General features: G+C 66.0%; 28 protein-coding genes. 16 read left to right on the forward strand and 12 right to left on the reverse strand.

The genetic code is table 11. The features are described 5' to 3' along the window. Window positions 1-17 precede the first annotated feature (17 nt). The 10 genes from GTH22_RS10240 to coxB all read right to left on the reverse strand — a co-directional run bounded on the left by GTH22_RS10240 (window position 18) and on the right by coxB (window position 8,428). Window positions 18-845 carry an MBL fold metallo-hydrolase gene (locus GTH22_RS10240; protein ID WP_252945091.1) on the reverse strand — a complete coding sequence of 276 codons (828 nt, stop codon included), beginning with the start codon at window positions 843-845 and terminating at the stop codon, window positions 18-20. 65 nt (window positions 846-910) lie between these two features. Further along, complete coding sequence (locus GTH22_RS10245; protein ID WP_252945092.1) at window positions 911-1,498, reverse strand: GNAT family N-acetyltransferase; 588 nt, start codon at window positions 1,496-1,498, stop codon at window positions 911-913. Beyond that, the gene (locus GTH22_RS10250; RefSeq protein WP_256471715.1) at window positions 1,498-2,727 is read right to left on the reverse strand and encodes a pitrilysin family protein; all 1,230 of its coding nucleotides are present in this window, start codon (window positions 2,725-2,727) and stop codon (window positions 1,498-1,500) included. The genes GTH22_RS10245 and GTH22_RS10250 overlap by 1 nt, the downstream gene beginning before the upstream one ends. A gap of 29 nt (window positions 2,728-2,756) precedes the next feature. Next, the gene (gene thrC / locus GTH22_RS10255; protein WP_252945094.1) at window positions 2,757-4,145 is read right to left on the reverse strand and encodes a threonine synthase; all 1,389 of its coding nucleotides are present in this window, start codon (window positions 4,143-4,145) and stop codon (window positions 2,757-2,759) included. Between the two features lie 10 nt (window positions 4,146-4,155). Beyond that, window positions 4,156-4,818: an SURF1 family protein gene (locus tag GTH22_RS10260; protein ID WP_252945095.1), complete on the reverse strand. Its 663-nt coding sequence runs from the start codon at window positions 4,816-4,818 to the stop codon at window positions 4,156-4,158. A gap of 83 nt (window positions 4,819-4,901) precedes the next feature. After that, window positions 4,902-5,714, reverse strand: a complete 813-nt coding sequence (locus GTH22_RS10265; protein WP_252945096.1) for a cytochrome c oxidase subunit 3 — start codon at window positions 5,712-5,714, stop codon at window positions 4,902-4,904. 32 nt (window positions 5,715-5,746) lie between these two features. Further along, window positions 5,747-6,349: a cytochrome c oxidase assembly protein gene (locus GTH22_RS10270; protein ID WP_252945097.1), complete on the reverse strand. Its 603-nt coding sequence runs from the start codon at window positions 6,347-6,349 to the stop codon at window positions 5,747-5,749. Further along, a complete protein-coding gene (locus GTH22_RS10275; protein WP_252945098.1) occupies window positions 6,349-6,543 on the reverse strand; it encodes a hypothetical protein in 195 nt (64 codons plus the stop codon). Before GTH22_RS10275 ends, GTH22_RS10270 begins: the two co-directional genes overlap by 1 nt. Then, window positions 6,540-7,478 carry a heme o synthase gene (gene cyoE / locus GTH22_RS10280; RefSeq protein WP_252945099.1) on the reverse strand — a complete coding sequence of 313 codons (939 nt, stop codon included), beginning with the start codon at window positions 7,476-7,478 and terminating at the stop codon, window positions 6,540-6,542. The genes GTH22_RS10275 and cyoE overlap by 4 nt, the downstream gene beginning before the upstream one ends. Before the next feature lie 86 nt (window positions 7,479-7,564). Then, the gene (coxB, locus tag GTH22_RS10285) at window positions 7,565-8,428 is read right to left on the reverse strand and encodes a cytochrome c oxidase subunit II (RefSeq protein ID WP_371928339.1); all 864 of its coding nucleotides are present in this window, start codon (window positions 8,426-8,428) and stop codon (window positions 7,565-7,567) included. Window positions 8,429-8,590: 162 nt separating this feature from the next. On the opposite strand from coxB, the gene tldD reads away from it, so the two are divergent. The 11 genes from tldD (at window position 8,591) to GTH22_RS10340 (ending at window position 20,459) form a co-directional block, all read left to right on the forward strand. Beyond that, window positions 8,591-10,009, forward strand: coding sequence for a metalloprotease TldD (gene tldD / locus GTH22_RS10290; protein WP_252945100.1), 1,419 nt, complete (start codon window positions 8,591-8,593; stop codon window positions 10,007-10,009). Between the two features lie 311 nt (window positions 10,010-10,320). After that, complete coding sequence (gene dprA / locus GTH22_RS10295; RefSeq protein WP_371928384.1) at window positions 10,321-11,403, forward strand: DNA-processing protein DprA; 1,083 nt, start codon at window positions 10,321-10,323, stop codon at window positions 11,401-11,403. Window positions 11,404-11,554: 151 nt separating this feature from the next. Further along, window positions 11,555-14,164, forward strand: a complete 2,610-nt coding sequence (gene topA / locus GTH22_RS10300; RefSeq protein WP_252945102.1) for a type I DNA topoisomerase — start codon at window positions 11,555-11,557, stop codon at window positions 14,162-14,164. Between the two features lie 86 nt (window positions 14,165-14,250). Continuing rightward, window positions 14,251-14,520, forward strand: coding sequence for a hypothetical protein (locus GTH22_RS10305; RefSeq protein ID WP_252945103.1), 270 nt, complete (start codon window positions 14,251-14,253; stop codon window positions 14,518-14,520). 92 nt (window positions 14,521-14,612) lie between these two features. Continuing rightward, window positions 14,613-15,317: a CoA transferase subunit A gene (locus tag GTH22_RS10310; RefSeq protein ID WP_252945104.1), complete on the forward strand. Its 705-nt coding sequence runs from the start codon at window positions 14,613-14,615 to the stop codon at window positions 15,315-15,317. Beyond that, window positions 15,317-15,940 carry a 3-oxoacid CoA-transferase subunit B gene (locus tag GTH22_RS10315; RefSeq protein ID WP_252945105.1) on the forward strand — a complete coding sequence of 208 codons (624 nt, stop codon included), beginning with the start codon at window positions 15,317-15,319 and terminating at the stop codon, window positions 15,938-15,940. The genes GTH22_RS10310 and GTH22_RS10315 overlap by 1 nt, the downstream gene beginning before the upstream one ends. Window positions 15,941-16,164: 224 nt before the next feature. After that, window positions 16,165-17,100, forward strand: coding sequence for a flippase-like domain-containing protein (locus GTH22_RS10320; protein WP_252945106.1), 936 nt, complete (start codon window positions 16,165-16,167; stop codon window positions 17,098-17,100). Next, window positions 17,097-18,389, forward strand: a complete 1,293-nt coding sequence (locus tag GTH22_RS10325; RefSeq protein ID WP_252945107.1) for an FAD-binding oxidoreductase — start codon at window positions 17,097-17,099, stop codon at window positions 18,387-18,389. Before GTH22_RS10320 ends, GTH22_RS10325 begins: the two co-directional genes overlap by 4 nt. Next, window positions 18,386-19,129 carry an SDR family NAD(P)-dependent oxidoreductase gene (locus tag GTH22_RS10330; protein WP_252945108.1) on the forward strand — a complete coding sequence of 248 codons (744 nt, stop codon included), beginning with the start codon at window positions 18,386-18,388 and terminating at the stop codon, window positions 19,127-19,129. Before GTH22_RS10325 ends, GTH22_RS10330 begins: the two co-directional genes overlap by 4 nt. Before the next feature lie 80 nt (window positions 19,130-19,209). Beyond that, a complete protein-coding gene (locus GTH22_RS10335; RefSeq protein ID WP_252945109.1) occupies window positions 19,210-20,058 on the forward strand; it encodes an SHOCT domain-containing protein in 849 nt (282 codons plus the stop codon). Further along, window positions 20,058-20,459, forward strand: a complete 402-nt coding sequence (locus GTH22_RS10340) for a VOC family protein (RefSeq protein WP_252945110.1) — start codon at window positions 20,058-20,060, stop codon at window positions 20,457-20,459. Before GTH22_RS10335 ends, GTH22_RS10340 begins: the two co-directional genes overlap by 1 nt. 21 nt (window positions 20,460-20,480) lie before the next feature. Here the strand turns inward: GTH22_RS10340 and GTH22_RS10345 are convergent, their stop codons facing one another. Then, complete coding sequence (locus GTH22_RS10345; protein ID WP_252945111.1) at window positions 20,481-21,917, reverse strand: UbiA family prenyltransferase; 1,437 nt, start codon at window positions 21,915-21,917, stop codon at window positions 20,481-20,483. A gap of 5 nt (window positions 21,918-21,922) precedes the next feature. Further along, a complete protein-coding gene (locus GTH22_RS10350; RefSeq protein WP_252945112.1) occupies window positions 21,923-22,801 on the reverse strand; it encodes a lytic transglycosylase domain-containing protein in 879 nt (292 codons plus the stop codon). A gap of 373 nt (window positions 22,802-23,174) precedes the next feature. Between GTH22_RS10350 and GTH22_RS10355 the strand changes: the two genes are divergently transcribed. From GTH22_RS10355 to GTH22_RS10375, 5 genes are all read left to right on the forward strand, one after another. Beyond that, on the forward strand, window positions 23,175-23,366 hold the full coding sequence (locus tag GTH22_RS10355; protein ID WP_252945113.1) for a Flp family type IVb pilin: 192 nt from the start codon (window positions 23,175-23,177) through the stop codon (window positions 23,364-23,366). 204 nt (window positions 23,367-23,570) lie between these two features. Beyond that, window positions 23,571-23,756, forward strand: coding sequence for a Flp family type IVb pilin (locus GTH22_RS10360; RefSeq protein ID WP_252945114.1), 186 nt, complete (start codon window positions 23,571-23,573; stop codon window positions 23,754-23,756). 293 nt (window positions 23,757-24,049) lie between these two features. Next, window positions 24,050-24,883: a Flp pilus assembly protein CpaB gene (gene cpaB / locus GTH22_RS10365; RefSeq protein WP_252945115.1), complete on the forward strand. Its 834-nt coding sequence runs from the start codon at window positions 24,050-24,052 to the stop codon at window positions 24,881-24,883. A gap of 340 nt (window positions 24,884-25,223) precedes the next feature. Then, window positions 25,224-25,712, forward strand: coding sequence for a spore coat protein U domain-containing protein (locus GTH22_RS10370; RefSeq protein ID WP_252945116.1), 489 nt, complete (start codon window positions 25,224-25,226; stop codon window positions 25,710-25,712). A gap of 126 nt (window positions 25,713-25,838) precedes the next feature. Continuing rightward, complete coding sequence (locus GTH22_RS10375) at window positions 25,839-26,234, forward strand: molecular chaperone (protein WP_252945117.1); 396 nt, start codon at window positions 25,839-25,841, stop codon at window positions 26,232-26,234. The last annotated feature ends 63 nt before the right edge of the window (window positions 26,235-26,297 follow it).

Consider the following 26,297-nt stretch of genomic DNA (forward strand, 5'->3'; position numbering starts at 1 on the left):
ACGGGTCCGGGGCAAAATCAATCGCGCCCCGTCAGCACGAGGGGTTGCAGCACGAGGATAGTAGGCCGCGACGGCAGATCGCGGAGCGACATGGTAAACGAACTCTCCATCCGCCGTTCGATGGCAAACTCACCCGCCATCCCCTCCAGGAATCGCTCCAGCGAGTAGCCTGAAAACCAGTGCATCGGCAGCACCACCGACGAGCGCAGCCGGCTGACGATCCGCTGCATGGTGCCGATATCCACCGTCATCCCGCCATCCACCGGCGCCATCACGATATCGAGCCGCCCAAGGGCCGCATATTGCTCGGCATTCGGCTCGTGATGCAGATGCCCGAGGTGCCCGATGCACAGCCCCGCCACCTCGAAGACAAAGATCGAATTGCCGTCTTCCTCCACCCCGCCAAAGCCCTGCCGAATGTCGGTCGGCACGTTGCGCACCAGCATCTCGCCAAGGTCGAGGTGGTGGTCGGCAGGCCCCGCCCCATCGCCCCAGCCGCGCAGCACATTGGGGATGCGCGGGTCGGGGTTCGGGGTCCAGTGCGAGCCGTGGGCATGGTTCATCGTGGCTACATCGGGCACCAGATCCTCGGGGCCGAGATAGCCGTTGTAATCGGTCGCCACCGACAGGCCGCCCTCGGTCTGGATCACGTAGACCGAGTGATCGACATAGGTGATCCGCACCGAATCTTCCGCCACCGGATCGCCCCAGGAGGCCTTCTGCACATAGGCCATCCCCGGCGTCGCCTCGGCCAGCGCGATGCAGTGCGAGGGCCGCCTGTCCTGCGCGGCGGCAGGGCTGACACAGGCGAGAAGCCCGGCAAGGGCAAAGAGCGGTCTGATCATGGGCGGCGCCTCCTGGCGCTCAGGCTAGCGCAGAATCACCGCGCCGCACCGCCCCCACGAAAAGTTTACGCCCCGGCCTCGGTCCGCCCCCGCCGATCGCGGCGCAAATTGGCGTAAAGCACATGATTTCGCCACCGCCCGTTGATCTGAAGGTAGCTCTGCGCGACGCCCTCGTATTTGAAGCCGCATTTTTCGAGCGCCCCGCGAGAGGCGGTGTTTTCCGGCAGGCAGGCGGCTTCGAGGCGGCTGAGATCGAGCGTGGTAAAGCCGTAATGTGCAACCGCTTCAATGGCTTCTCGCATGAACCCCTGCCGCTTGTGCGGCCCGCCGATCCAGTAGCCCAGCGTGCCCGATTGCGCCGGGCCACGGCGGATGTTGTCGAGCGTGATCGCGCCCAGCAGGGTCTCTTCGTTGCGCTCGAACAGGAAGAGCGGCACCGCGGAGCCGCCCGCAATCGCCCGCTGCGCCCAGTAGACACGGTTTGTAAAGCTTTTGCGCGAAAGATGGTCGGCAGCCCAAGTCGGCTCCCACGGCGCCAGAAAGTCGCGGCTGTCGCGGCGCAGGTCCGACCAGGCCCGGTAGTCGCCATGGGCAGGCGGGCGCAACAGCATCCGCGGCGTGTCGATCCGGGTTTTGCGCCGCCCCAGCAGCATCAGGCCGCCAAGCGCTCCTTCAGGCCGGACAGGCCCGGCGCACGTTCGGCCGGGCCGTATAGCGCCAGCGCGGCGGGCGCGTCGGAGACGAGGCCGGTGGCAAAGCGGCGCAGGTCGGCAAGGGTGACGGCGTCGATCTTCTCCACGGTTTCTTCCGGCGTGGGGACACGGTCCCAGATGGTGACCATGCGGGCATTGCGCTCGGCGCGGCTCGAGGGGCCTTCGAGCCCCATCAGCAGCCCGGCCTTCAGCTGGTTGCGGGCGCGCTCCAGCTCGGCGGTGCTCAGGTCGTCACCGGCCCGGCGCAGCTCGTCGATGACCACTTCCGAGAGCCCGGCAATGTCGTCGCCGCTGGTGCCCGCGTAAATCGTCATCAGCCCGGTGTCGCCATAGGCCCCGGCCTGGGCATAGATCGAGTAGCAGAGGCCGCGCTTTTCGCGCAGCTCCTGGAACAGCCGCGAAGACATGCCGCCGCCCATCGCGGAGGCGTAGATCTGCGCGGTGTAAATGTCGGGGTCGCGGTAGTTGGGGCTTTCCAGCCCCATCGCAAAGTGCACCTGCTCCAGCGGGCGGATTTCGCGGGTTTCGCCCCCGATAAAGCGCGCGCCCTCCTCCACGCGGCTGGGCCGCGGGGTGAGGTGCCCAAAGGCCCGCTCGGCCAGCCGCAGGATCTCGTCGTGATCCACAGCGCCCGCCGCCGCCAACACAAGGTGCTCGGGCCCGTAGTGCTCGGCCACAAAGCCGGAAAGGTCGCCGCGCCCGAAGGCCTGGATCCGCTCGGGCGGGCCAAGAATGGTGCGCCCCACCGCCTGGTCGGGATAGGCGGCCTCCTGAAGCCAGTCGAAGATGATATCGTCCGGCGTGTCGAGCGCCTGCCCGATCTCCTGCAGGATCACCCCGCGCTCCACCTCGATCTCGGCAAGGTCAAACGCAGGTTCCAGCACGATATCGGCGATCACGTCCAGCGCCAGCGGCACGTCGGCGGCCAGAACGCGGGCGTAATAGGCGGTCATCTCGCGCCCCGTGTAGGCGTTGATATAGCCGCCAACGTCCTCGATTTCCTCGGCAATCTGGAGGGCGCTGCGCCGGGCCGTGCCCTTGAAGGCCATGTGCTCGAGGAAGTGGGCAATCCCGTTCTGCTCGACGCGCTCATGCCGTCCGCCCGCGTTGATCCACAGGCCCACCGACGCACTCGCCAGCCCCGGCATCGCCTCGGTCACGATGCGCATTCCATTGCCAAGCCTGTCGATTTGCACGCTCACGCAGACCGCCTTTCCCTGATGAGAGTTTCGATGGCGTGCAGGTCATTCTCGACCCGCGTCACCCGTTCCGATTTGTCATATAGGTCTGCCATCCGCTTGGGAAGGGCGGCATGTACGCCGCAGGCCTCCTCCACGGCGGCCGGAAACTTGGCCGGATGGGCCGTGGCCAGTGTCACCAGCGGCGTCGCGCCGAGGTGCTCGCGGGCCACCCGCGTGCCCACCGCCGTATGCGGGCAGATCACCTCGCCGGTTTCCTTGAACATGCGGTCGATCTCCGCGCGGGTCTCGTCCTCGCTCACCCGACCCGAGCTGTAATGCTCCGTGAGCGCGCCCATGGCGTTCTCGCTCACCCGGAACCTGCCCGCCTTCAGCTCGTCCATCAGCGCCGCCACCGCGGCCCCGTCCTTGCCATAGGCAAACCACAGCGCCCGCTCGAAATTCGAGCTCACCTCGATGTCCATCGAGGGCGAGATCGAGGGCTTCACACCCGCCTTGGCATAGTCGCCGGTTTCAAGGCAGCGGTGCAGAATGTCGTTCTGGTTGGTGGCCACGATCAGCCGGTCAATCGGCAGGCCCATCTGCTTGGCCAGAAAGCCCGCGAAGATGTCGCCAAAGTTGCCCGTGGGCACGCAAAAGCTCACCTTGCGATGCGGCGCGCCGAGCGCCACGGCGGAGGTAAAGTAGTAGACGATCTGCGCCAGAACCCGGGCAAAGTTGATCGAGTTGACCCCCGCCAGCCCCACCTCGTCGCGGAAGCTGAAGTCGGCAAACATCTCCTTCAACATGCCCTGGCAATCGTCGAAATCGCCATCGACGGCCAGCGCATGCACGTTTGCCGCCTCCGGCGTGGTCATCTGACGCCGCTGCACCTCGGACACCCGGCCATGAGGGAAGAGAATGAACACATCCACGTTGTCCAGCCCGGCAAATGCCTCGATCGCAGCCGAGCCGGTATCGCCCGAGGTCGCGCCGACAATGGTGATCTTGCGCCCATTGCGCTTCAGCACGGTCTGAAACATCTGGCCGATGAGCTGCATGGCGAAGTCCTTGAAGGCCAGCGTCGGCCCGTGGAACAGCTCCAGCAGAAAGTGGTTGTCGGCCAGTTGCTTGAGCGGCGCCCGCGCCGGGTGGCCAAAGCCCGCATAGGCCCGCCCGATCAGCGCCTGCACCTCGGCCTCGCTGCCCAGCGCATCGCCGATGAAGGGCGCAATAACCCGCGCCACCGCCTCCTCGTAGCTCACCCCGGCCAGCGCCGCGATCTCGGCCTCGCTCATGGTCGGCACGCTCTCGGGCAGGTAGAGCCCCCCGTCGCGGGCGAGGCCCGTCAGCATGGCGTCTTCAAAGCTCAGAACCGGGGCCTGGCCCCTCGTGGAGATGTAGCGCATGGAAAGTCCTTCAGGCGGTGCGGCGCTTGATACGCCACATCAGAAACAGTGTCATCCCCAGCCACACCAGCGCGAGGCCGAACCATGTGACCGCATAGCCGAGGTGGTCGTTGGGGATGCCCTCGGAGCTGACCGGCAACGGCGTGATGCTGGAGCCGGGGCGCACCTCGCGGGCCACGATCAGCAGCGGCTCGGCGCCAAGGGCTTCGGCCATCGCAGGCACGTCGCGGGCAAACCACAGTTCGCCATCGGGCGCCGGGGTGAAGCCGTCGGTCTCGTCCGGCCAGTGCAGGTTGCCCGTCACCTTCACCGCGCCCTGCGGAAAGGAGGCATCCGCCGAGATCATGTCGCGGTAGCCCAGATCCACCAGCAGCACCCGCCCGTCATAGGTTTCAAGCGTGGTGATGAAGCGATGCACCGCGCCGATCTGCTTGATCGAGGCCAGCACCCGCAGCCCCTCCCCGCTCAGCTCGCCCTCGGCCTCCACCGGCAGGTAGCGGTCGGCCTCCGGGTCGGGCGTGGCGGGCACCGCCACCGGGGCGGCGGCGATGCGCGCGTCGATATCCGCCAGCATCCCCTCTTTCCACTGCAAGCGGCGAAGCTGCCACGTGCCGAGGCTCACCAGCACAGCGATGCCGCAGATGCCCAGAATGGCGGGAAAGAGGTAGCGCATGGGGGTGTCCTTCAAAGCCGAACGCGGGCCGTCTCCAGCCCGCGTTCCGTTAGTCCGTAGGGTGGGTGAAACCCACCACTGGCTCAGCCGCCCCAGATGTAGACCGCGGCGAAGAGGAAGAGCCAGACCACGTCGACGAAGTGCCAGTACCAGGCGGCGGCCTCGAAGCCCACGTGCTTCTCCTGCGTAAAGTGCCCGGCCCGCAGGCGCAGGTAGCAGATGAACAGGAAGATCGTGCCGATCACCACGTGGAAGCCATGGAAGCCCGTCGCCATGAAGAAGTTGGCGCCGTAGATGTTGCCCGCGAAGCCGAAGGCGGCGTGGCTGTATTCATAGGCCTGGAGCACGGTGAAGATCGCGCCGAGCACCACCGCCAGGATCAGCCCCTCGGCCATGGCCTTGCGGTTGTTCTCATGCACCAGCGCGTGGTGCGCCCAGGTGGCGGCCATCCCCGAGCAGAGCAGGATCAGCGTGTTGATCAGCGGCAGGTGCCAGGGGTCGAAGGTCTCGATGCCCGCCGGCGGCCAGACGCCATCGACCGCGGGGCTCTCGGGGCCCATCGGATACATGGCGTGCTTGAAGAAGCTCCAGAACCAGGCCGCGAAGAACATCACTTCGGACATGATGAACAGGATGAAGCCGTAACGCAGGCCGATCCGCACCACCGGGGTGTGATCGCCCACCTGGCTCTCTTCCACCACCTCCGACCACCATGCGAACATGACGTAGAGCACACCGACGAGGCCGATGAGGAAGATCCAGGGCTGGGTGGTTTCCACCGCAGGCGAGATCCACTGCACCGCCCCGAAGAGCATGACGAAGGCCGCGACGGCCCCCGCAAAGGGCCAGATCGAGGGGTTGAGGATGTGGTAGTCGTGGTTCTTTTCGTGGGCCATCTTTGGTTCCTCGGACGGTCTCTGTATTCGGGTCAGTTGGCCTTCGGCGCCGTGTCGGGCGCGTCGGGCGAAAGGGCTGCCTGCTCTTCGGGCAGGTCGATTTCGTAGAAGGTATAGCTGAGAGTGATGGAGTTTGTGAACTTCGCATCGCGGTCGTTCACGATCTCCGGGTCAACATAGAAGCTCACCGGCATCTGCACCCGCTCGCCGGGTTGCAGCACCTGCTCGGTAAAGCAGAAACAGTCGATCTTGTCGAAGTAGCCGCCCGCGATGAAGGGGGCCACGTTGTAGCTGGCCTGCCCGGCAATGGGGCGGTCGGTCGGGTTGTAGGCCTCGTAGAAGGCCAGGCCCGTTTCGCCGATCTTCAGCACCATCTTCTGCTGCATCGGCTTGAACTGCCACGGCATGTCGAGGTCGGTGTTGGCATCAAAGCGCACGGTGATCTCGCGGTCGAGCACCACGTCGCTGCTGCCTTCGGCCACCGAGGTGGTGCCGCCGTAGCCGGTGACCTTGCAGAACCAGTTGTAGAACGGCACCGCCACCCAGGCCATCGCGCCCATGAAGACCACGACACCGGCGGCATAGAGGGCCACGCGCGCGTTCTTCGGGTTCTGCTGGCGATCGGGATCAGACATCAGTTGCCCCCTTCCGACGTGGTCATGGCAGGGCGCACCGCGTGGTCGAAGCCTTCCATCGCCGCACCGCCACCACGGGTCACCTTCACGAAGGTCAGCCCCAGCACGATCACCACGAGCCCGACCAGCGACAGGGCAACCCCGAGGTTGCGGCCCAGCCGGCGCTGGTGAATTTCATGCTCCGCCCGGATCATGCCGCGCCTCCGATCAGCCCGAGCGCCCGCAAGGCGGCATCGGCCAGCAACGCCCCGAAGTGCAGCGCGAGATAGATCAGTGACAACTTGAAGAAGCCCTTTTCGGCCTTGAACCCATCGGCCTGTGCGGCCTCGGTCCCGCGCCGCAGGATGGTCCATGCGCCCTTTGCAAACAACGCGTTCAGCACCAGTGCCGTGGCAATGTAGACCGGCCCGGCGATCGAGGTGAAGCCGAGCGCCAGCGCCGAGGCGGCCAGCACGAGCGTATAGATGAAGATCTGCCGACGGGTCGCGTCGGGGCCGTGGGTTACGTGCAGCATGGGCACGCGGGCGTCCTGGTAGTCGGTCTTCATGAACAGGCAGAGCGCCCAAAAGTGCGGCGGCGTCCAGAAGAAGATCAGCGCAAACATCAGCACCGCCTCGAGGCTCACCGAGCCCGTGGCCGCAACCCAGCCCACCATCGGCGGAAAGGCCCCGGCGGCCCCGCCGATCACGATGTTCTGCGGCGTCCAGCGCTTGAGCACCATCGTGTAGATGACCGCGTAAAAGAAGATGGTGAAGGCCAGCAGCGCCGCGGCGGCGATGTTGGCGGCAAGGCCGAGCATCATAACCGACAGGCCCGACAGCGCCACGCCGAGGCCCAGCGCCTCGCCGGGCTGGATCTTGCCGGAGGGGATCGGGCGCTTCTGCGTGCGGCTCATCACCGCGTCGATGTCGGCGTCCCACCACATGTTCAGCGCGCCCGAGGCCCCTGCCCCGATGGCGATGAAGAGGATCGAGGTGAAGGCGATGAACGGGTGCACCGGCACCGGCGCCACCAGCAGGCCAACCAGCGCCGTGAACACCACGAGCGACATCACCCGCGGCTTCAGCAGGGCCACATAGTCCCCGAAGCCCGGCTCTTCCGCCTGCTCATATGCATTCACATCGCTCAAGTCGTCTGCCTCCCTAGCGGGCGCTCATCAGGCGGCCCGCGCAGTAGCACATGGCCGGGCCGCCCCTGGGGCCGCCCGGAGTTGGATCAGTCGGCCGAAGCCACCTTGACCGAAGGCGAAACCCCGGCAAATTCCTCGGTGGCCCGCTCCAGCCATTCGGCATAGGCCTCCTTGCTCACCACCTTCACGGTGATCGGCATGAAGGCATGGTCCTTGCCGCAAAGCTCGGAGCACTGGCCGAAGTAGACGCCTTCGCGCTCGGCCTTGAACCACAGCTCGGCAATCCGGCCCGGCACGGCATCCTGCTTCACGCCGAAGGCGGGCACGGTCCAGGAGTGGATCACGTCGGCGCCGGTGACACGCACCACCACCACGGTATCGACCGGAAGCACCAGCGCATTGTCGGTGGCCAGCAGGTACTCGTCTTCCGCGTAGCCGTATTCGGCCAGGTCTTCGCGCGGCAGCATCAGGCTGTCGAAGGCAATGCCCTCTTCGGGATATTCGTAGCCCCAGTACCACTGGTAGCCCGTCGCCTTGATGGTCAGCTCCGGCTCGGGGATCTCCTGCTGCTTGAACAGCACCGGCAGCGAGAAGGCGCCGATGAACACGAGGATCACGATGGGCCCCAGCGTCCAGCCGATCTCCAGCGGGGTGTTGTGGGTGAAGTTCGCCGGCTTCGGGTTCGATTTCTGGTTGAACTTCAGGATGATGATGGCCAGCAGCAGCACCACGAAGAGCGAGATGGCGATGATGATGACGTTGATCATCCCCTCCAGCCAGTGGATGTCGCGCGCCAGCTCGGTCACGGCGGGCTGCCAGTCGATCCCCTTGGGATGCGGCTTGCCGATGGTTTCGAGCCCCTCGATCCCGTCCTGGGCGTAGGCGGCAAAGCCGAAAAATGCCGCCATGAGAGCGGTATTTGCGGCAGCAAGGAGCTTGAGAATCTTCATCGGCACGTCCCTTCGCTTGTCTGAAGCGCGTCTGCGGGGTGGCCGCTTTGGGCTCACCCGTTGTTCCTTCGCGCGTCTCAAACCATATTACACCAGATCGCTCAAGCGGTTCCAGCGCGGCAATGTGGCGCGTGGGCCGTGACAACACCGCAAGGAAACCCCATGGCCAACAGCTTCCGCCCCTTTGAAACAAGCCTCGACGAAGCCGCAGCGCTCCGGGCGCTCCGTCTTGCGACAGATGGCGCAGAAGATGGTGAGCTTTTTCTCGAACGCCGCGCTGCCGAAAGCCTGGTGTTCGAGGATGGCCGGGTGAAGACCGCCAGCTTCGACACCTCCGAGGGATTCGGCCTGCGCGCGGTGAAGGGCGAGACTTCGGGCTATGCCCACTCCACCGAGCTTTCCGAAAAGGCCCTTCTGCGCGCCGCCGAGACCGCCCGCCTCGCCGTGGGAGATGGCGGCGGCGTGCTCGCGCCCGGCCCGGTGGCCACCAACCGGCGGCTCTACGGCGATGCCGACCCGATCGAAGGCGTCGAGTTTCCGGTGAAGATCGACACGCTGGGCGAGATAGATGCCTTCACCCGCGCCCTAGATCCCCGCGTCGTGCAGGTTTCGGCCTCGCTCTCCGCCGGGCTTCAGGAGGTGGTGATCCTGCGTCCAGACGGCACCCAGGTGTCCGACACCCGCCCGATGACCCGCATCTACGTGTCGCTCATCGTCGAGGAGAACGGCCGTCGCGAGAGCGGCAGCCATGGCGGCGGGGGCCGGGTAGAACTGACCGGGCTGATCTCCCCCGAGATGTGGCAGCCCGCTGCCCGCGAGGCGCTGCGAATCGCGCTGGTCAACCTCTCCGCCGAGCCCGCGCCCGCAGGCACCATGGATGTCGTGCTCGGCCCGGGTTGGCCCGGCATCCTGCTGCACGAGGCCGTGGGCCACGGGCTGGAGGGCGATTTCAACCGCAAGGGCAGCTCCGCCTTCGCCGGGCTGATGGGCCAGCAGGTCGCCGCCAAGGGCGTGACCGTGGTGGACGATGGCACCATCCCCGACCGGCGCGGCTCGATCTCGGTCGATGACGAGGGCACGCCCTCCTCGAAGACCACCCTCATCGAAGACGGCGTGCTGGTCGGCTACATGCAAGATCGTCAGAACGCCCGCCTGATGGGTGTGCCCGCTACCGGCAACGGCCGCCGCCAGAGCTATGCCCACCCGCCGATGCCGCGGATGACCAACACCTACATGCTCGGCGGCAACGAGTCGCCCGAGAGCATTCTCGCCGGGCTCGAAGACGGGCTCTACGCCGTGGGCTTCGGCGGCGGGCAGGTCGATATCACCTCCGGCAAGTTCGTGTTCTCCTGCACCGAGGCCTACCGGGTGAAAAACGGCCGCGTCGGCGCCCCGGTAAAGGGGGCGACCCTCATCGGCGACGGGGCGACCTCGCTGAAGAACATCACCGGTATCGGCAACGACATGTCGCTCGACCCCGGAATCGGCACCTGCGGCAAGGCCGGGCAATGGGTGCCGGTGGGCGTCGGCCTCCCGACTCTGCGCATCGGCGGGCTCACGGTGGGCGGTGCTGCCGGCTGAGGCCTTTGCATTAACCCCAATGCTCCGATGGTATGGCGCAATCGGCCTCTGGCTGGTTGCGCCGGGACGGGCGCAAAAAAATAATTCCCGCTGCCGCACGCGCCGCAAGACACTGATAACGCTACATAATTAAAAATTCATGTCCCGCAACACGAGAAAATTCGCATTTCCGCCCAGATTCTTCCGGCGCGTTAATGCCCGGTTAACCACTTAAGCCTAGAACTGATCCTGCAAGCAGACGGAGCGACGTTGGCGTGGAATTGTTTTCTTCCCCACCCCCCCTCGCACCACCCACCTCGGAAGAAGATAAGCTGGCGTGGCTTCGTCTCTTGCGCTCCCGCCGGGTCGGTCCCACCACATTCTACAGGCTGATGCGCGAGCACGGCGGCGCCGATGCCGCCCTCGCCGCCCTGCCCGCCATCGCCTCCCAGGCCGGCGTCTCCAACTATGCCCCCTTCCCCCGCGACCTCGCCGCAAGGGAGCTCTCCGCCGGCAAGCGCGCCGGCGCCCGGCTCATCGCGGCCGGTGAGCGCCATTATCCCGCCGCCCTGCGCGACATCGCCGATGCGCCGCCCCTGCTCTGGGCACGCGGCGACCTGACCCTCGCCAACCGGCCCACCCTCGCCGTGGTCGGCGCCCGCAATGCCTCCTCCCTCGGTCGCCGCATGGCCGCCCGGCTCGCGGCGGCGCTCTCCGAGGCGGGGTTTGTCATTGCGTCCGGCCTCGCCCGCGGAGTCGATACCGAGGCGCACAGGGCCACCCTCGATGCGGGCACCATCGCCGTGGTCGCTGGAGGGGTCGATGTGACCTACCCGCAGGAGAACGCCGCGCTGATGGCGCAGATCGCCGAGGGCGGGCTTATCCTTGCCGAGGAGCCGCCGGGCCTTCACCCGCAGGCGCGGCATTTTCCCAAGCGCAACCGCATCATCTCCGGCCTTGCCCGGGCCGTGGTGGTGGTGGAGGCCGGGGCGCGCTCGGGCAGCCTGATCACCGCGCGCGGCGCGCTCGACCAGGGCCGCGAGGTCATGGCCGTGCCCGGCCACCCCTTCGATGCCCGCGCCTCGGGCTGCAACCTCCTGATCCGCGACGGGGCCACCCTGATCCGCAGCGCGGAGGATGTGATCGAGGCGCTCGGCCCCCACGCCTTGCCCCGCGCCCGGCCGCCGCAGCCCGCCCCCGCCGACCTGCCCCGCCCCGCCCCGCGCCCCCGCGCCGAAACCCGCGATCTGCACGCCCGCATCCTCGGCCTCATCGGCCCCGCCCCCGTGGCCGAAGACCAGCTCGCCCGCGACCTCTCCCTGCCCGCCCGGCGCGTCTCCGAAGGCCTGCTCTCGCTCGAACTCGACGGGCAGATCACCCGCCAGCCCGGCGGGCTCGTCATAAAAACTGCGTGATCCCTCCCGGCCCCAACCCCTACGCGCCCACATCATGCGCGCCCGCGCGAGGCAGCGGAGCGCGGCCGGAATGGCTCCATTGACAACGCACCGACAGCCCCCACATGTTGCGCGCCAATCCGAGTCACCCCCCAGCCCCGAAAGGCGCCCCATGCCAGTTGTCGTTGTCGAGTCTCCCGCCAAGGCCAAGACAATCAACAAATATCTGGGGTCCGACTATACCGTTCTTGCCTCCTACGGGCACGTCCGCGACCTGCCGCCGAAGGATGGCTCGGTCGACCCCGACCATGACTTCGAGATGAAATGGGAGGTGGCGAGCGACAGCAAGAAGCACGTCGCCGCCATCGCCAACGCCCTGAAGGACGACAACGCCCTCATCCTCGCAACCGACCCCGACCGCGAGGGCGAGGCGATTTCGTGGCACCTTCAGGAGGCGCTGACCAACCGCAAGGCGATCAAGAAGGACACGCCGGTTTCGCGCGTCACCTTCAACGCCATCACCAAGGACGCCGTGCTCGCCGCCATGGCCGCCCCGCGCCAGGTCGACATGGAGCTGGTCGAGGCCTATCTCGCCCGCCGCGCGCTCGACTATCTCGTCGGCTTCAACCTCTCGCCGGTGCTCTGGCGCAAGCTGCCCGGCGCCAAGTCGGCGGGCCGTGTGCAATCGGTCTGCCTGCGCCTCATCGTCGAGCGCGAGATGGAGATCGAGGCCTTCCGCGCCCGCGAATACTGGAGCGTCAAGGCCCTGCTCGACACGCCCCGCGGCCAGACCTACGAAGCCCGGCTCACCGTTCTGGGCGGTCAGAAGCTCGACAAATACGACATCGAGAACGAAACCGCTGCCGAACTGGCGGTGCAGGCGATCAACTCGCGCGATCTCACCGTCAAATCGGTCGAGGCCAAGCCCAACAGCCGCAACCCCTCGCCGCCCTTCATGACCTCCACGCTCCAGCAGGAAGCATCGCGCAAGTTCGGCATGGGCGCGCGCGCCTGCATGGGCACCGCCCAGCGTCTCTACGAGGCCGGGCACATCACCTACATGCGGACCGACGGCATCGACATGGCCCCCGAGGCGGTGAGCGCCGCGCGCGACGCCATCGGTGATCGTTTCGGCAAGGAATACGTCCCCGGCGAGCCCCGCATCTACAAGAACAAGGCCAAGAACGCGCAGGAAGCCCACGAGTGCATCCGCCCCACGGACATGACGAGAGACGCCGACAGCCTCTCGCTCGAAGCCGATCAGCGCAAGCTCTACGACCTGATCTGGAAGCGCACCCTCGCCTCCCAGATGGCCTCCGCCAAGTTCGAGCGCACCACCGTCACCGTCGGTTCCGCCGATGGGCAGGTCGAGCTGCGGGCGACTGGGCAGGTCGTGCTGTTCGACGGCTTCCTCAAGGTCTACGAAGAGGGCCGCGACGACGAGGTGGTCGATGATGACGACCGCCGCCTGCCGCAGGTCGCCGAGGGCGAGAAGGCCGGCAAGAAGAGCGTCACCCCCGAGCAGCATTTCACCCAGCCCCCGCCCCGCTACACCGAGGCCACGCTGGTCAAGCGGATGGAAGAGCTCGGCATCGGCCGCCCCTCCACCTACGCCTCCATCGTCACCACGATTCAAGACCGCGAATACGTCCGCAAGGACAAGAACCGCCTGATCCCCGAAGACAAGGGCCGGCTGGTTATTGCCTTTCTGTCCAACTACTTCCGCCGCTACGTGGGCTACGAGTTCACCGCCAAGCTGGAAGAAGAACTCGACGAGATCTCGGCTGGCGATGCCCAGTGGACCTCGGTGCTCGCCTCCTTCTGGCGCGACTTCAAGGCCGCGATCGAGGAAACCTCCGAGCTGCGCATCACCGAGGTGCTCGAAAAGATCAACGAGGTGCTCGAACCCCACCTCTTCCCGCCGCTCCCCGAGGGCGGCGATCCGCGCCTCTGCCCCCATTGCGGCAAGGGCCGGCTCTCCATGCGCACCGCCCGCTCCGGCGGCGCCTTCATCGGCTGTTCCGAATACCCCGAATGCCGCTACACCCGCCCCTTCGGCCCGCCCGATCCCGAGGCCGAGAAAAGCGCGATCCCGCCCGAGGGCAAACTGCTGGGCGAGGACGCGGGTGACAAGATCTGGGTGATGAAGGGCCGGTTCGGCCCCTATGCCCAGCGTGGCGAGCTGACCGAAGACAACAAGAAGCCCCCGCGCCAGTCGATCCCCAAGGAGTGGAAGCCCGAGGAGCTTGACCTGGCCACCGCCGTCAAGCTGCTGGCCCTGCCCCGCCTGATCGGCACCCACCCCGAGGACGGGGTGAACGTCTGGGCCAACATTGGGCGCTACGGCCCCTACATCAAGCATGCCGAAAGCACCTCCGATCGGGGCGGCACCAATGCCAACCTCGAAGGGCTCGACGAGGTCTGGGAGGTGGGGATGAACCGCGCCGTCCAGCTTCTGGCCGAAAAGGTTGCCTCCCGCGGTGCGCGCGGCGCGGCCAAGACACTGCGCGAGCTGGGCGAGCACCCCGAAGCCGGGGGCGTCGTGTCGATCATGGAGGGCAAATACGGCCCCTACGTGAAGTGGGACAAGATCAACGCCACCCTGCCCAAGGGCTCGGATCCCGAGCAGTTCACCATGGAGGCCGCCGTCGAACTGATCGCCGAGAAGGCCGCGCAGAAGGGCAAGAAACGCCCGGCGAAGAAGGCAGCCGCCAAGAAAACAACGGCCAAGAAGCCCGCCGCCAAGAAAGCCCCCGCTAAAAAGGCAGCGGCCAAGAAATAGGCCCTGCCACGGGTTTTCCCCAATCTCGCACCTCTCCTGCCCGAAACGCGCGTTAACCCTGTTTCGGTCAACAGGAGAGGCCCCAGATGTTCCGCAAAATCTACGACTGTATCAATCCCATGGTCGTCATCCCGATCTGCGGAGTGCTCTACGGTCTGATCCGCGGCGCAGGCGCCTATTTCGACAGCGTCAATGCTGGTGACGCGATGACCCCGCCGCAAATTGCAGGCTACATGCTCGGCGCGGTTTTCGTCTGGGGTCTGGCCGGGCTTGCAGTGGGCTGGGCCTTCCAGTGGCTCGAAAAACGCGGTGCCCGCAGAGAGGCGCGCGCGGGCGAGCCCGAACGGCAGGGCTGAACCTCCGGCGCAGGCTGCCGCACCGCAGCATTTCATTGACTCCTCCCCTCTGCGGCGTGACAACAAGGTCAAGCGCAGGAAGAGGAGTTCCCATGAAAAAGGTCTACGACTCCGCGGCGGAGGCCCTCGACGGGCTTTTGTTCGACGGAATGTTCATTGCGGCGGGAGGCTTCGGCCTCTGCGGCATCCCCGAGCTGTTGATCGACGCCATCGTCGAGTCGGGCACCAAGGATCTCACCATCGCATCGAACAACTGCGGCGTCGACGGCTTCGGCCTCGGCAAGCTGCTCGACACCAAGCAGATCAAGAAGATGCTTTCGAGCTATGTCGGTGAAAACGCTGAATTCATGCGGCAATATCTCTCCGGCGAGCTGGAGCTGGAGTTCAACCCGCAGGGCACGCTGGCCGAGCGGATGCGGGCCGGCGGCTGCGGCATTCCGGGCTTCTACACCGCCACCGGCGTCGGCACCCAGATTGCCGAGGGCAAGGAGGTCAAGTCCTTCAACGGCAAGGATTACATCCTCGAAGAGGGCATCTTTGCCGACCTCTCCATCGTCAAGGCCTGGAAGGCCGACGACACCGGCAACCTCGTCTTCCGCAAGACCGCCCGCAACTTCAACCCGCCCGCCGCGATGTGCGGCAAGACCTGTGTCGTCGAGGTCGAAGAGATCGTGCCGCGCGGCAGCATCGACCCCGATCACATCCACCTGCCCGGCATTTACGTGCACCGGATCATTCAGGGCGAGCATGAAAAACGCATCGAACAACGAACCACCCGGAAAAGGGAGGACGCATAATGCCCTGGGATCGCAATCAAATGGCCGCCCGCGCGGCGGATGAGCTTGAAGACGGCTGGTATGTGAACCTCGGCATCGGCATCCCGACGCTGGTGGCCAACTACGTGGGCGACAAGGACATCACCCTCCAGTCGGAAAACGGCATGCTCGGCATGGGTCCCTTCCCCTTCGAGGGCGATGAAGACCCTGACCTGATCAACGCCGGCAAGCAGACCATCACCGAACTCAGCCGCACCTCCTACTTCGACAGCGCCACGAGCTTCGGCATGATCCGGGGCGGCAAGATCGCCGCCGCGATCCTCGGCGCGATGGAAGTGGCCGAGAACGGCGACCTCGCCAACTGGATGATCCCCGGCAAGCTCGTGAAGGGCATGGGCGGCGCGATGGACCTCGTGGCCGGTGTCGGCCGGGTCATCGTGGTGATGGACCACACCAACAAGCATGGTGACTCCAAGGTGCTGAAATCCTGCACCCTGCCCCTCACCGGCACCGGCGTCGTCAACCGCATCATCACCAACCTCGGCGTGCTCGACGTGGTCGAAGGCGGGCTGAAGATCGTCGAACTGGCCGATGGCGTCACAGAAGACGAGCTGCGCGCCGCCACCGAGGCCACCATCGTCTAACCGCGTTGGGTGCGCCGTCATGGCGCACTTGCCGCGCCGCACTTCGGGCCGCCCCGCACCGGGCGGCCCGTTTCCTTTTCACCGTTGAGAAAACGGAAACAACTTCACATTATCGCCCTAATCTGTTGCTACGCGGGCAGGTAATGACAATGGCGACGAGCAGCGAAACTCCCGGCCCCAAAAGGCGCCCCGGACTGCCCCGCGTGGGGCGGGAGCTGTATTTCGTGCTGCTCCTTCTCGCCCTTTTCGCCCTCGGCTTCCTCGGCCTCGCCCTCGCCGGCGGCTGGGAGGAAAGCTGGCAGCAGGTCATGCAGCTCTCCGGGCTGCAACTCGCCGGGCTGCTCGCCCTCTCCCTCGTCAACTACCTTTTCCGCGGCCTGCGCTGGCATCTCTTCGCCCGCCGCCTCGGCCTTGGCCTCAGCGCCCGCGCCAACATCCGCCACTTCCTCGGCGGCTTCGCCATGACGGCCACGCCGGGCCGGGTGGGCGAGCTGGTGCGGATGCGCTGGATCAGCCGCGAGGCAGGCTGGCCCTTCACCCGCTCCACCCCGCTGGTGCTGGTCGACCGCGCCTCCGACCTCGCCGCCATGGGCCTGATCCTCGCCGTCGCGCTCTCGCTCTCGACCATGGGCATCAAGGGCGCCGTCACGGTGGCCGCGCTGGCACTTGTCGCCGCCGCCCTCGTCACCCGCCCCGCCCTGCTCTCGGCCCTCGTCACGCTCTGCTATCGCGCCACCGGATGGCTGCCCCGGCTCTTTGCCCGCATCCGCTCCGCCGCGCGCTCGCTCAAGCAGTTCTCCACCGCGCCCGTCATCGCAGGCTCGCTCACCCTCGGCCTCGCCGGATGGGTGGCCGAGGGCTATGCCTTCCACCTGCTGCTGATGTGGATGGGCGCCGACATCGGCTTTTTCTCGGCCGTGGCGATCTTCGTTTTCTCCACCCTCGCGGGCGGACTCACCGGGGCGCCGGGCGGCGTCGGCGGCGCCGAGGCGGCGATGATCGCGCTGCTCAAGCTCCACGGCATCCCGCTCGAAATCTCGGTGCCCGCCACCGCGATCATCCGCGTCACAACCCTCTGGTTCGCCATCGGACTCGGCCTTCTGGTCTTTCCCTTCGCCGAGCGGGCCTCCCTGAAAGCGAAAGCCAAGGCAATTTCATGAGCTGGAAGAAAACCACCTGGACCGGCTGGGGCCGCGTGCAATCGGCAACCGGCGAGCTGGCCCGCCCCGAGCGCAGCGCCGCCCTCACCGCTCTGGCGGCAGAGGCCCCCGCCATCGGCAACGCCCGCTCCTACGGCGATGCCGCGCTGGTCAGCGAGGGCCGCGCCATCGACATGACCCGGCTCGACAAGATCCTGTTCTTCGACGAGGCCGACGCGGTGATCCATGTCGAGGCCGGGGCCACCATTTCCGACCTCGCCCGCATCCTCGCGCCCAAGGGCTTCCTGCCCGCCGTCATGCCCGGCACCGGCTTTGCCACCGTGGGCGGCTGCATCGCCATGGATGTGCACGGCAAGAACCACCACGGCGCAGGCAGCTTCGGCCAGCACGTCACCGAGATCACGCTGGCCTCCGGCAAGGTACTGAAGCCGGGCGACACGCTCTTCAAGGCCACCGTCGGCGGCCTCGGCCAGACCGGGCCCATCGCCTCGGCCAAACTCAAGCTGCTGCGCGCCAAGGTCGATGTGATGATGGTCACCGAGCGCCGGGCCGAAAATCTCGAAGCCTTCCTCGATCTGCTCGACGAAAGCGAAGCCACCTATACCGTCGGCTGGATCGACGCCACCGCCACGGGCGAGGCCCTCGGGCGCGGCATCCTCGAAGAGGGCGAGACCGGCGCGGGCCTCGTGCCCCCGGCCAAACGCGGCCGCCGCGTGCCCTTCAACGCGCCGGGCTGGGCGCTCGCCGCGCCCATCGTGCGGCTGTTCAACAAGGCCTACTATGGTCGCGTGCCCGCCAAGGGCCGCACCCTCGTCAAACCGATCGACGATTTTTTCTTTCCGCTCGACCGCATCCACGACTGGAACAGGCTCTACGGCAAGAAGGGCTTCTACCAGTTCCAATGCGTCGTGCCGCTCACCGCGCGGGGCACCCTGCGCTCGATGCTCGATGCCATCGCCACCTCCGGCCTCGCCTCGCCGCTCGCCGTGCTCAAGCGCATGGGCGCTGGCCGCGCCGGGCACCTCAGCTTTCCGATGGAGGGCTACACGCTGGCGGTCGATTTCCGCAACCGCACCGGCACCCGCGGGCTGATCTCCGAGCTGATCGCCGAGGCCAAATCCGCCGGCGGGCGGATCTATTTCGCCAAGGATGCCGTGGCCCGCCCCGAGGACATTCCCGGCATGTATCCCGAGCTCTCGGACTGGGCCGAGGCGGTCAACGCCGCCGACCCCGACCACCGCTACGAGACCGATCTCACCAAACGCCTGACCCTCAGGAGCGCCAAATGACCGAAACATGGATCCTTCTCGGCGCCACCTCCTCCATGGCCCGCGCCATGGCCCGCCAACTGGCGGAGGAGGGCGCCAACCTCGTGCTCGCAGGCCGCGACATGGCCGACCTAGAGGCGCAGGCCACCGACCTCGCCCTGCGCGGCGCGGCTGCGGCAAAGCCCGCAGCTTTCGATGCCCGCAACAGCGAAACCTTCGCGCCGATCATCGCGCAGGCCGAGGCGCTGGCAGGCGAAGGCCAAATCAACTGCGCCGTCTTCGTCGGCTCCATGCCGCCGCAAGAGGCCATCGACGCCGACCCGGCGCTGATCGACGGCACGGTGATTGACAGTTTCACCGGCCCCGCCCGCTTCCTGCAGATGCTCGCGCCCGTGCTGGAAGCCCGCGGCCAGGGCCTCGTCATCGGCGTCGGCTCGGTGGCGGGCGACAGGGGCCGCATCGGAAACTACGTCTACGGCGCGGCCAAATCGGGCTTCGCCACCTATCTTTCGGGCCTGCGCAACCGCATGGGGCGCTCCGGCGTGCATGTGATGACCGTAAAGCCCGGCTTCGTGGACACCGCGATGACATGGGATGTCGAAGGCATGTTCCTCGTCGCCTCCCCCGCGCAGGTCGCCGCGCATATGCTGAAAAAGGGCCGCAAGGGGCGCAACGTGCTCTACACGCCGTTCTTCTGGCGCTACATCATGGCCATTATCCGCTCGGTTCCCGAGCCGATCTTCAAGAAGCTCTCGGTCTGAGCGGCCCCTTGGCGTAAACCAGTGGCCCGCAGGGGTGCAAGCTGCTAGGCCGGACACAACCCGCCAGCACTGGAGCCCCCATGTCTGCCCTCACCGAAGACGGCAAGAAAGCCACCGCCGAAATCGCCGCCCGCCATGGCGTGTCGCCCGGCGCCGCCGAGGCGCTGCTTTTCGCGCTGGTGCAGGGACAGGGCACGCAGGCCCAGTTCAACCACCCCGAGCTTGGCGGCATGGGGCAATGGTCGCAGGGCGGGATGACCATGGTTGGCGACATGTTCAACAACGCGCTGAAGGCGCAGGTCGATGCGCTCTGCAACGATCTGTCGGCCCTGCTGCGCCAGTCCGGCACCTTCCGCCCCGTCGCCGCGCAAAGCCAGAGCCAGTCCCAGAGTCCCGGGCAATATCAGGGCCAGGGCACCAGCCTCTTCGTCGCAGGTTCCGGCGCTGTGCAAAGCGGCTGGCCCGAAGAGCTGGGCGCCCCCTCCTCCGCAGGCGCACAGAACAACATGCGCTACGCCGTCTTCCCCGCCACCCGGCGGCTGGCAATCGAGCTGGGCGGCAAGATCACTGTCTATGACACCGGCGATCACGCGATTTCGGGCGTCGGGCAACAGCAGAGCGGCGACCAGTCCCTCACTTTCACCAGCCAGCATGGGCTCGTCCGCCTTGCGGACCTGAAGGAGGTGGCCGAGGGCAAACCCCTGCCCGCCTCGCCGGAGCCGGAAGCCGCGCCAGCCCCCTCCGCCCCCATGTCCGAGCAATCCATGCCCGAACCGGCCCCTGCCCCGGCCCCCGCCCCAGCCGCACCCGAAGCCGATACCGACGCCATCATCGCCCTGATCCAGAAGCTCGCAGACCTGCGCGCCTCCGGCATCCTCACCGACGCCGAGTTCGAGACCAAGAAGGCCGAACTCCTCGCCCGCCTCTGATGCCCCAGTCCATCGCCCATATCGCCCTCGTGGTGCGCGATTACGACGAGGCCATCGCCTTTTATTGCGAGACCCTCGGCTTCGAGCTGGTCGAAGACAGCTACCAGCCCGAGCAAGACAAACGCTGGGTGGTGGTGCGCCCCAAGGGCGGGCACACCTCGATCCTGCTGGCCCGCGCCTCCAAGCCCGAGCAGGAGGCCTTCATCGGCAATCAGGCCGGGGGCCGGGTGTTCCTGTTCCTTGAAACCGATGATTTCTGGCGCGACTACAACGACCTGAAGGCCAAGGGCGTCACCTTCGAGCGCGACCCCAAAGAGGCCCCCTACGGCACCGTCGCCGTGTTCCACGACCTCTACGGCACGCTCTGGGATCTGGTGCAGTTCACCGACGGGCGCGGCTGACCGGGCGGCTGTCGGGGCCCCTCAGCCGCCGAACCACTCCTGCCACAGCCCGGCGGCCCAGAACATCAGCGACATGGTGAACAGCATCACCCCCAGCCCCACCCGGTCGCGGGCGGCAAAGACGATCGGGTCGTAGTCCATCTTGCCCTGCCAGCCCAGCCGCACCATCCGAATGAGCCAATGCGCCAGAAAGGGCATCGCCGCCCAGAGCAGCCAGCGGTCTGGATAGAGCGCCTCCGCCTGCGGGCTCAGCGTGTAGATGAAGAAGATCAGCAGCGCCCCGAACACCCCGATCCCGGCCACGTTCAGCAGATCGTGCCGGTCGGGGCGGCCATAGCCGCGCCCCGGAAGCCGCGCGTCGTCCTCCGCCTTGGCCAGCTCGGTGATCCGCTTCACGCAGCCAAGCGTGATGAAGACCGGAAAGACGAAGACCAGCATCGCGGAGGTGATCGCCACCTCCCCCGCAGCCGCGCCCGCGATCACCCGGATCGTGTAGAGCGAGGCCAGCACCACGATATCCACCCAGCGCATCCGCTTGAGCTTCAGCGAGTAGGCCAGCGAGGTCAGGATATAAAGCACCACGATCCCGAAGAAGGCCCAGTTCAGCGCCGCCGCCAGAATCAGCGACGACAGGCCGAGCGCCACGCCAATCACCATCCCCACCCCGATCGGCACCGTTCCGGCGGCAAAGGGGCGGCGGCGCTTGGTCCGGTGCAGCCGGTCGGCCTCAAGGTCGAGCAGGTCGTTGACGATGTAGATCGAGGAGGCGGCAAAGGAGAAGGCGACGATCCCCACCAGAACCGGCAGCAGCGCCTCCAGCCCGAACTGGTGCGCCGCCAGCAATGGCAACAGCAGCAGCGCGTTCTTCACCCATTGATGCGGCCGCAGCGCCTTTGCGAGGTCGGCAAAGCGCCAGCCGCCGCCGAAGGTCACAACATTGCGCCCCTTCGCCGCCAGCCGCGCCGCCAGCGAGGGCTGCTTGCCCACCATGATGACATTCTCGGCGTGGTCCCACACCTTGGCATCCACCGGCGCGTTGCCCGCATAGTCGAAGCCCTGCTCGCCATAGGCCTCCACCAGCACCCCCGCCTTGGCCGCGCCTTTCAGGTTGATCTCGCCGGTCGAGGCAAAGACCCGCTCCGAAAGCCCGTGCTCCCGGGCCACCCGTTCCACCAGCGCCGTGTTGGAGGCCGAGGCCAGCACCACTTCGCGGCCCGCGGCCACCGAACCCTCGGCCAGCGCCTTGATATCGGGGTTCACCGGCATCAGGTCGGTGCGCAGCGGCACAATCTCGGCAAGCGCCGCCTTCAGCCGTTCCGGCCGCCGCAGATGCCTGAAACTCGCCCGCAGCGTCGCCAGCGGGTCGCGCCCGAGCCCGGCCCAGAAGTTCTCCAGCAGCAGATCGGTCTTCAGAAAGGTGCCGTCGACATCCAGCACCAGCGGTTTTGCGTCAGCCACGGCCCTCAGCCCCCCGCGAAGACACACCCATCGGTGACAAGCTGCGGCGGGGTCAGGCAAAGACCCCGCGCCACCGTCCAGGCGGCCAATACCTTGGGCACATAGTCCCGCGTTTCTGCATAAGGCGGAACGCCTGCGTTTTTCTTAACCGCACCCTCGCCCGCATTGTAACCGGCCAGCACCAGCATCGGGTCGCGGTCGAACTCCTTCATCAGGAAGTCCAGATAGGCCACGCCGCCCTTGATGTTCTGCACCGGGTCGGTCGCATCTTCCACGCCGAAGCGGGCGGCGGTGTCGGGCATGAGCTGCATCAGCCCCTGCGCCCCGGCCGAGCTGACCGCTTCGATCTTGCCCGAGCTCTCGATGCCGATCACCGCCAGCACCAGCGCGGGCGACACATCGGTGCCGATCGTCGCTTTCAGGATCTCCGAGCCGTACTTGTCCGAAATCTTCTTCATGTGCGACAGGCGCGGCGCCTTCACCGTCTGGCCCTCGGGGCCGTTGGTCAGCATCTGCACCGCCGTATCCAGCCGCCCCGGCGCCTTGGCACTGAGCGCCGGCGAGATCCCGGTCCAGAACCAGCCGTAGGTCGGCGCATCGGGCAGCGCCACCGGATCGACGCTGGCGGTGATCACCTCGCCCTCGCCTTCCGTCGCCACCGCCGGCTCGGCACTGTCCTTCGCGGGCGCGTTCGGGCGCGCGGCGATGAACTCGGCCTGCGCCTTGGGGTCGATCTGAACGGTGATCCGTTTGCCCGGAAGCCCCTTGCCCGGTTTCACCCGCTTGAAGGTGAAGTCCGGATAGGCGCCTGCACTCTCCGCAAATGCCGGTGCGGACAGGCCGATGCCCGCCGCCGCCAGCGCGGCCACTACTCTATGACGCATGTTTCGCGCCTTTCCTGCTCAATAAACGTTGTTATCGTTTTGCCTGACCCTCGCAAAAACTGCGCATCATGGCCAGCGGGCACGCAACAATCGCGCCCAGAAGCGGTGATTTTGCCGCAGTCGGGCCAAGATCACCCCCCGAACTTAACCCTTTCTGAACTTTTTTATCGTTGTAAGTCAGTGCGTTACGCGATTTCAGTGCGGTTTTTCACGCCGCTCCAAAATTGTACCTCGCCCGCCAAATTCATGCCCCAATCCAAGGGCTAATTAGCATCCATACCGAGACGGGGATTGGGCCATTTCAGAGGCCGGTCCGAGAAGATCCGAATGGGTAGACACTGGAAACGAGCGAAAATCCTTGGAGGGATATACTATGAAACTGTTCAACATGATCAAAAACTTCCGCAACGACGAAGACGGTGCCGTGACCGTTGACTGGGTTGTGCTGACCGCCGCCATCGTGGGTCTCGGCATTGCCGTTCTCGCCTCCGTCTCGGGCGGCGTGAAGACCCTGGCCGGCACCATCTCCGGCAACCTGGCCGGTCAGACCATCGCGTCCTACTAAGTCGCGGCAGTCTAGCCAAAAGAGCCGCGTCTCCTCGGAGGCGCGGTTTTTCTTTGCCTCCCGTTCAGGGGGGCATTTTCGCTACGTCATTTCACCACTTTACCTTTCAAGCACCATTTTGCCGCCGCAATTGCCCGCAAATGTGATCCTGCGAAAAAAGAGTATAGTCGGCCTGGGGAGCCGGCCCGAACCGGAGAAGACCAAATGGAAAACCTGCTTTCCAAATTCGTGCGCGACGAAGATGGCGCCGTTACCGTCGACTGGGTCGTGCTGACTGCTGCCATCGTCGGCCTCGGCATTGCCGTTGCCACCGTGGTGGGCCAGGGCGCGATGGATCATTCCACCAGCCTCGGCAACTTCGTCAGCGGCATCTCGATCGCCAGCTACTGAGGGTGCGGCGCGCCTGAGCCTCGGCCTCGCCCGTGGGGCGGGCAAGGCCTCCCGCGCCAAGACCCGGCGTCGCGGAGCCAGAATGGCCCGCACGATCCCCGCCTGAACAATCATCCGCCGGCCCCTGGCCGGCGTTTCCCGTTTAACAACATTTCATCTTGCCGCCGTCGCCGCGCCCCGGTTTTGCCAAATTTAACGAATATGAACTAGGCACGAGCAAGTATGACTTTCGGGCGGCGCGTGGGGCCTTTCCGCCTTTCCCCCGACCCGTGGCAAGTGAGAAAGGAAAGACCATGCGTATGGTTTTCGGACTGGTCCTGGTTATCGGGGTCGCGCTGGCGGGGTTCGCCGTCTACATGGCCCAGGGCTACCTGGCCAAAACCACCGCCGAGCGCAACGCGCTGATCGCGGCGCAGCAAAAGGCCAAGCCCACGGTCAACGTGCTCGTGGTCAAGAAAAACAAGGCCTACGGCGAGCGCCTGATGCCCGAAGATGTCATTGCCATCCGCTGGCAGAAAGACAGCCTCCCCGAGGGTCACTACCTGAAGGAAGAAGATCTCTTCCCGGTCGGGAAAGACCCGCGCACCGTCATCACCGCCATGGCCAAGTTTGAGCCGGTGCTGAAGGCCAAGGTGACGGAGCCCGGCGAAGATGCCGGCATCACCTCGCGCCTCGAAACCGGCAAGCGCGCCTTCGCCATCAAGGTCGACCGGACCTCGGGCGTGTCGGGCTTCCTGCGCCCCGGCGACCGGGTCGACGTATATTGGACCGGCACCAGCAACGGCCGCGAAGTGACCCAGCTCATCGAGGCGGGCATCAAGCTCATCGCCGTCGACCAGAGCTATGACGAGGGCCACTCCAGCCCCTCCATCGCCCGCACCGTCACCGTGGCGATCTCGCCCGACCAGGTGGCCTCGCTGGCCCAGGCCCAAAGCACCGGGCGGCTCTCGCTCTCGCTCGTCGGCGCCGAGGATGAAACCGTGGCCGCCGCCATTGAGGTCGACCAGAAACGTCTGCTCGGCATCCAGGACAAGGAAGTCCGCGAGGTCGAGGTTCAGCGCGTCTGCACCACCAAGGTCCGCAAGGGCGCCGAAGTCATCGAGCAGCCGATTCCCTGCACCAATTGAGCTGACGTCCAACAAGACTTTCCATCAAGACTTGCCAATAGGCCCGGCCCCGAAATAAGGCGCCGGGCCTTTTTTATTTCCGCTCCATATTGCGCGGATCGGCCCCGAAATTGGCACTAGATATAGTTAACATGATCTGTGCCACCACTGCATCATCCTATGGTTGTATCGAAATCAGTGCATGAAACACACATTGATTCCGCCCCAATACCGCTAGCCTGACCCGAGTTAACCAAGAAAAGGACACGTTTTCAGGATGAATTGAACACGTAATCGGTGGAGCGCCGTTGGATGGTCCGATGGGTTTTTATTTCTCCCCGACACACTGGAAGGAAACGCAATGAGCAAGTTCGTAAAACTCGCCTGCGCCACCACTGTCGGCCTGGGCATGTCAGTGGTCGCCGCATCGGCTGAAACGGCAACCACCAACCTCAACGTCACCGCCACCGTGCTCGACAGCTGCACCGTCGCTGCGCCGCTGCCGCTCACCTTCGGCTCGTTCAACACGAACACCACGACCTCCGAAAGCACCGCCGGCAACATCACCGTCGTCTGCACCTCCCCCAAGACCGGCGCGACCGTGTCCCTGGGCGGCGGCGGCGCGGCAGCCGAAGGCTCGCGCAACCTGAAGTCGGGCGCCAACGCCATGCCCTACACGATCTTCCGCGACAGCGCCCACGAAACCGAAGTCGCCATCGACGGTGACATCTGGGAAGGCGATCTCGACGCGCTCACGCTCCAGAACATCAGCGTCTTCGGCCAGATCCCGGCCGGCAGCTATGCCTTTGGCGTCTACACCGACACCGTATTGGTCACGCTCACCTATTGAGATTGCCAATTCTGTGATATGAGGTTTGAAGCAGGCAAACCTCGGCAAACGAGGACATGAGGAAATAAAATGAAGAGCAGTATCAGTAACGGGATCAAAAGATCCTCCCTGGCCGCCCTTATCGCAATGGCCGGAATGTTGTCCGCAGGTGGCTCGGGTGCAATCGCCCAGTCGCTTACGGTTTCTCCCACAAAGCTGGAAGCCCCGGGGGCCCAACAGACCACCGTGACCGTAAAGGCCGATGGGCGCGGAACCTCCATCGTCCAGCTGCGCGTCGTCGCCTGGCGCGAAGGGACCGACCCCAACAAGGTCAAGCCGACCCGCAACGTGGTGATCTCGCCGCCTGTGGTAAAGCTCAAGCCCCGTCAGGAGCTGACTGCCCGGGTCGTGCGCACCAAGAAGCGCAAGGTCCGGGGCCGCGAGTGCTACCGAGTGTTGATCGACCGTCTGCCCGGCATCGAGCAGAACGACCAGGCGATCAAGCTTCAGGTTCGCCACTCCGTCCCACTCTGCTTCTCGTAAAGATGCATCGCCGGCGCTCCCCCGGGGGCGCCGGCACAGGCATTCCTGAGGCAATTGGTGGGG

The organism is Oceanicola sp. 502str15, assembly GCF_024105635.1.
Lineage (GTDB): Bacteria > Pseudomonadota > Alphaproteobacteria > Rhodobacterales > Rhodobacteraceae > Vannielia.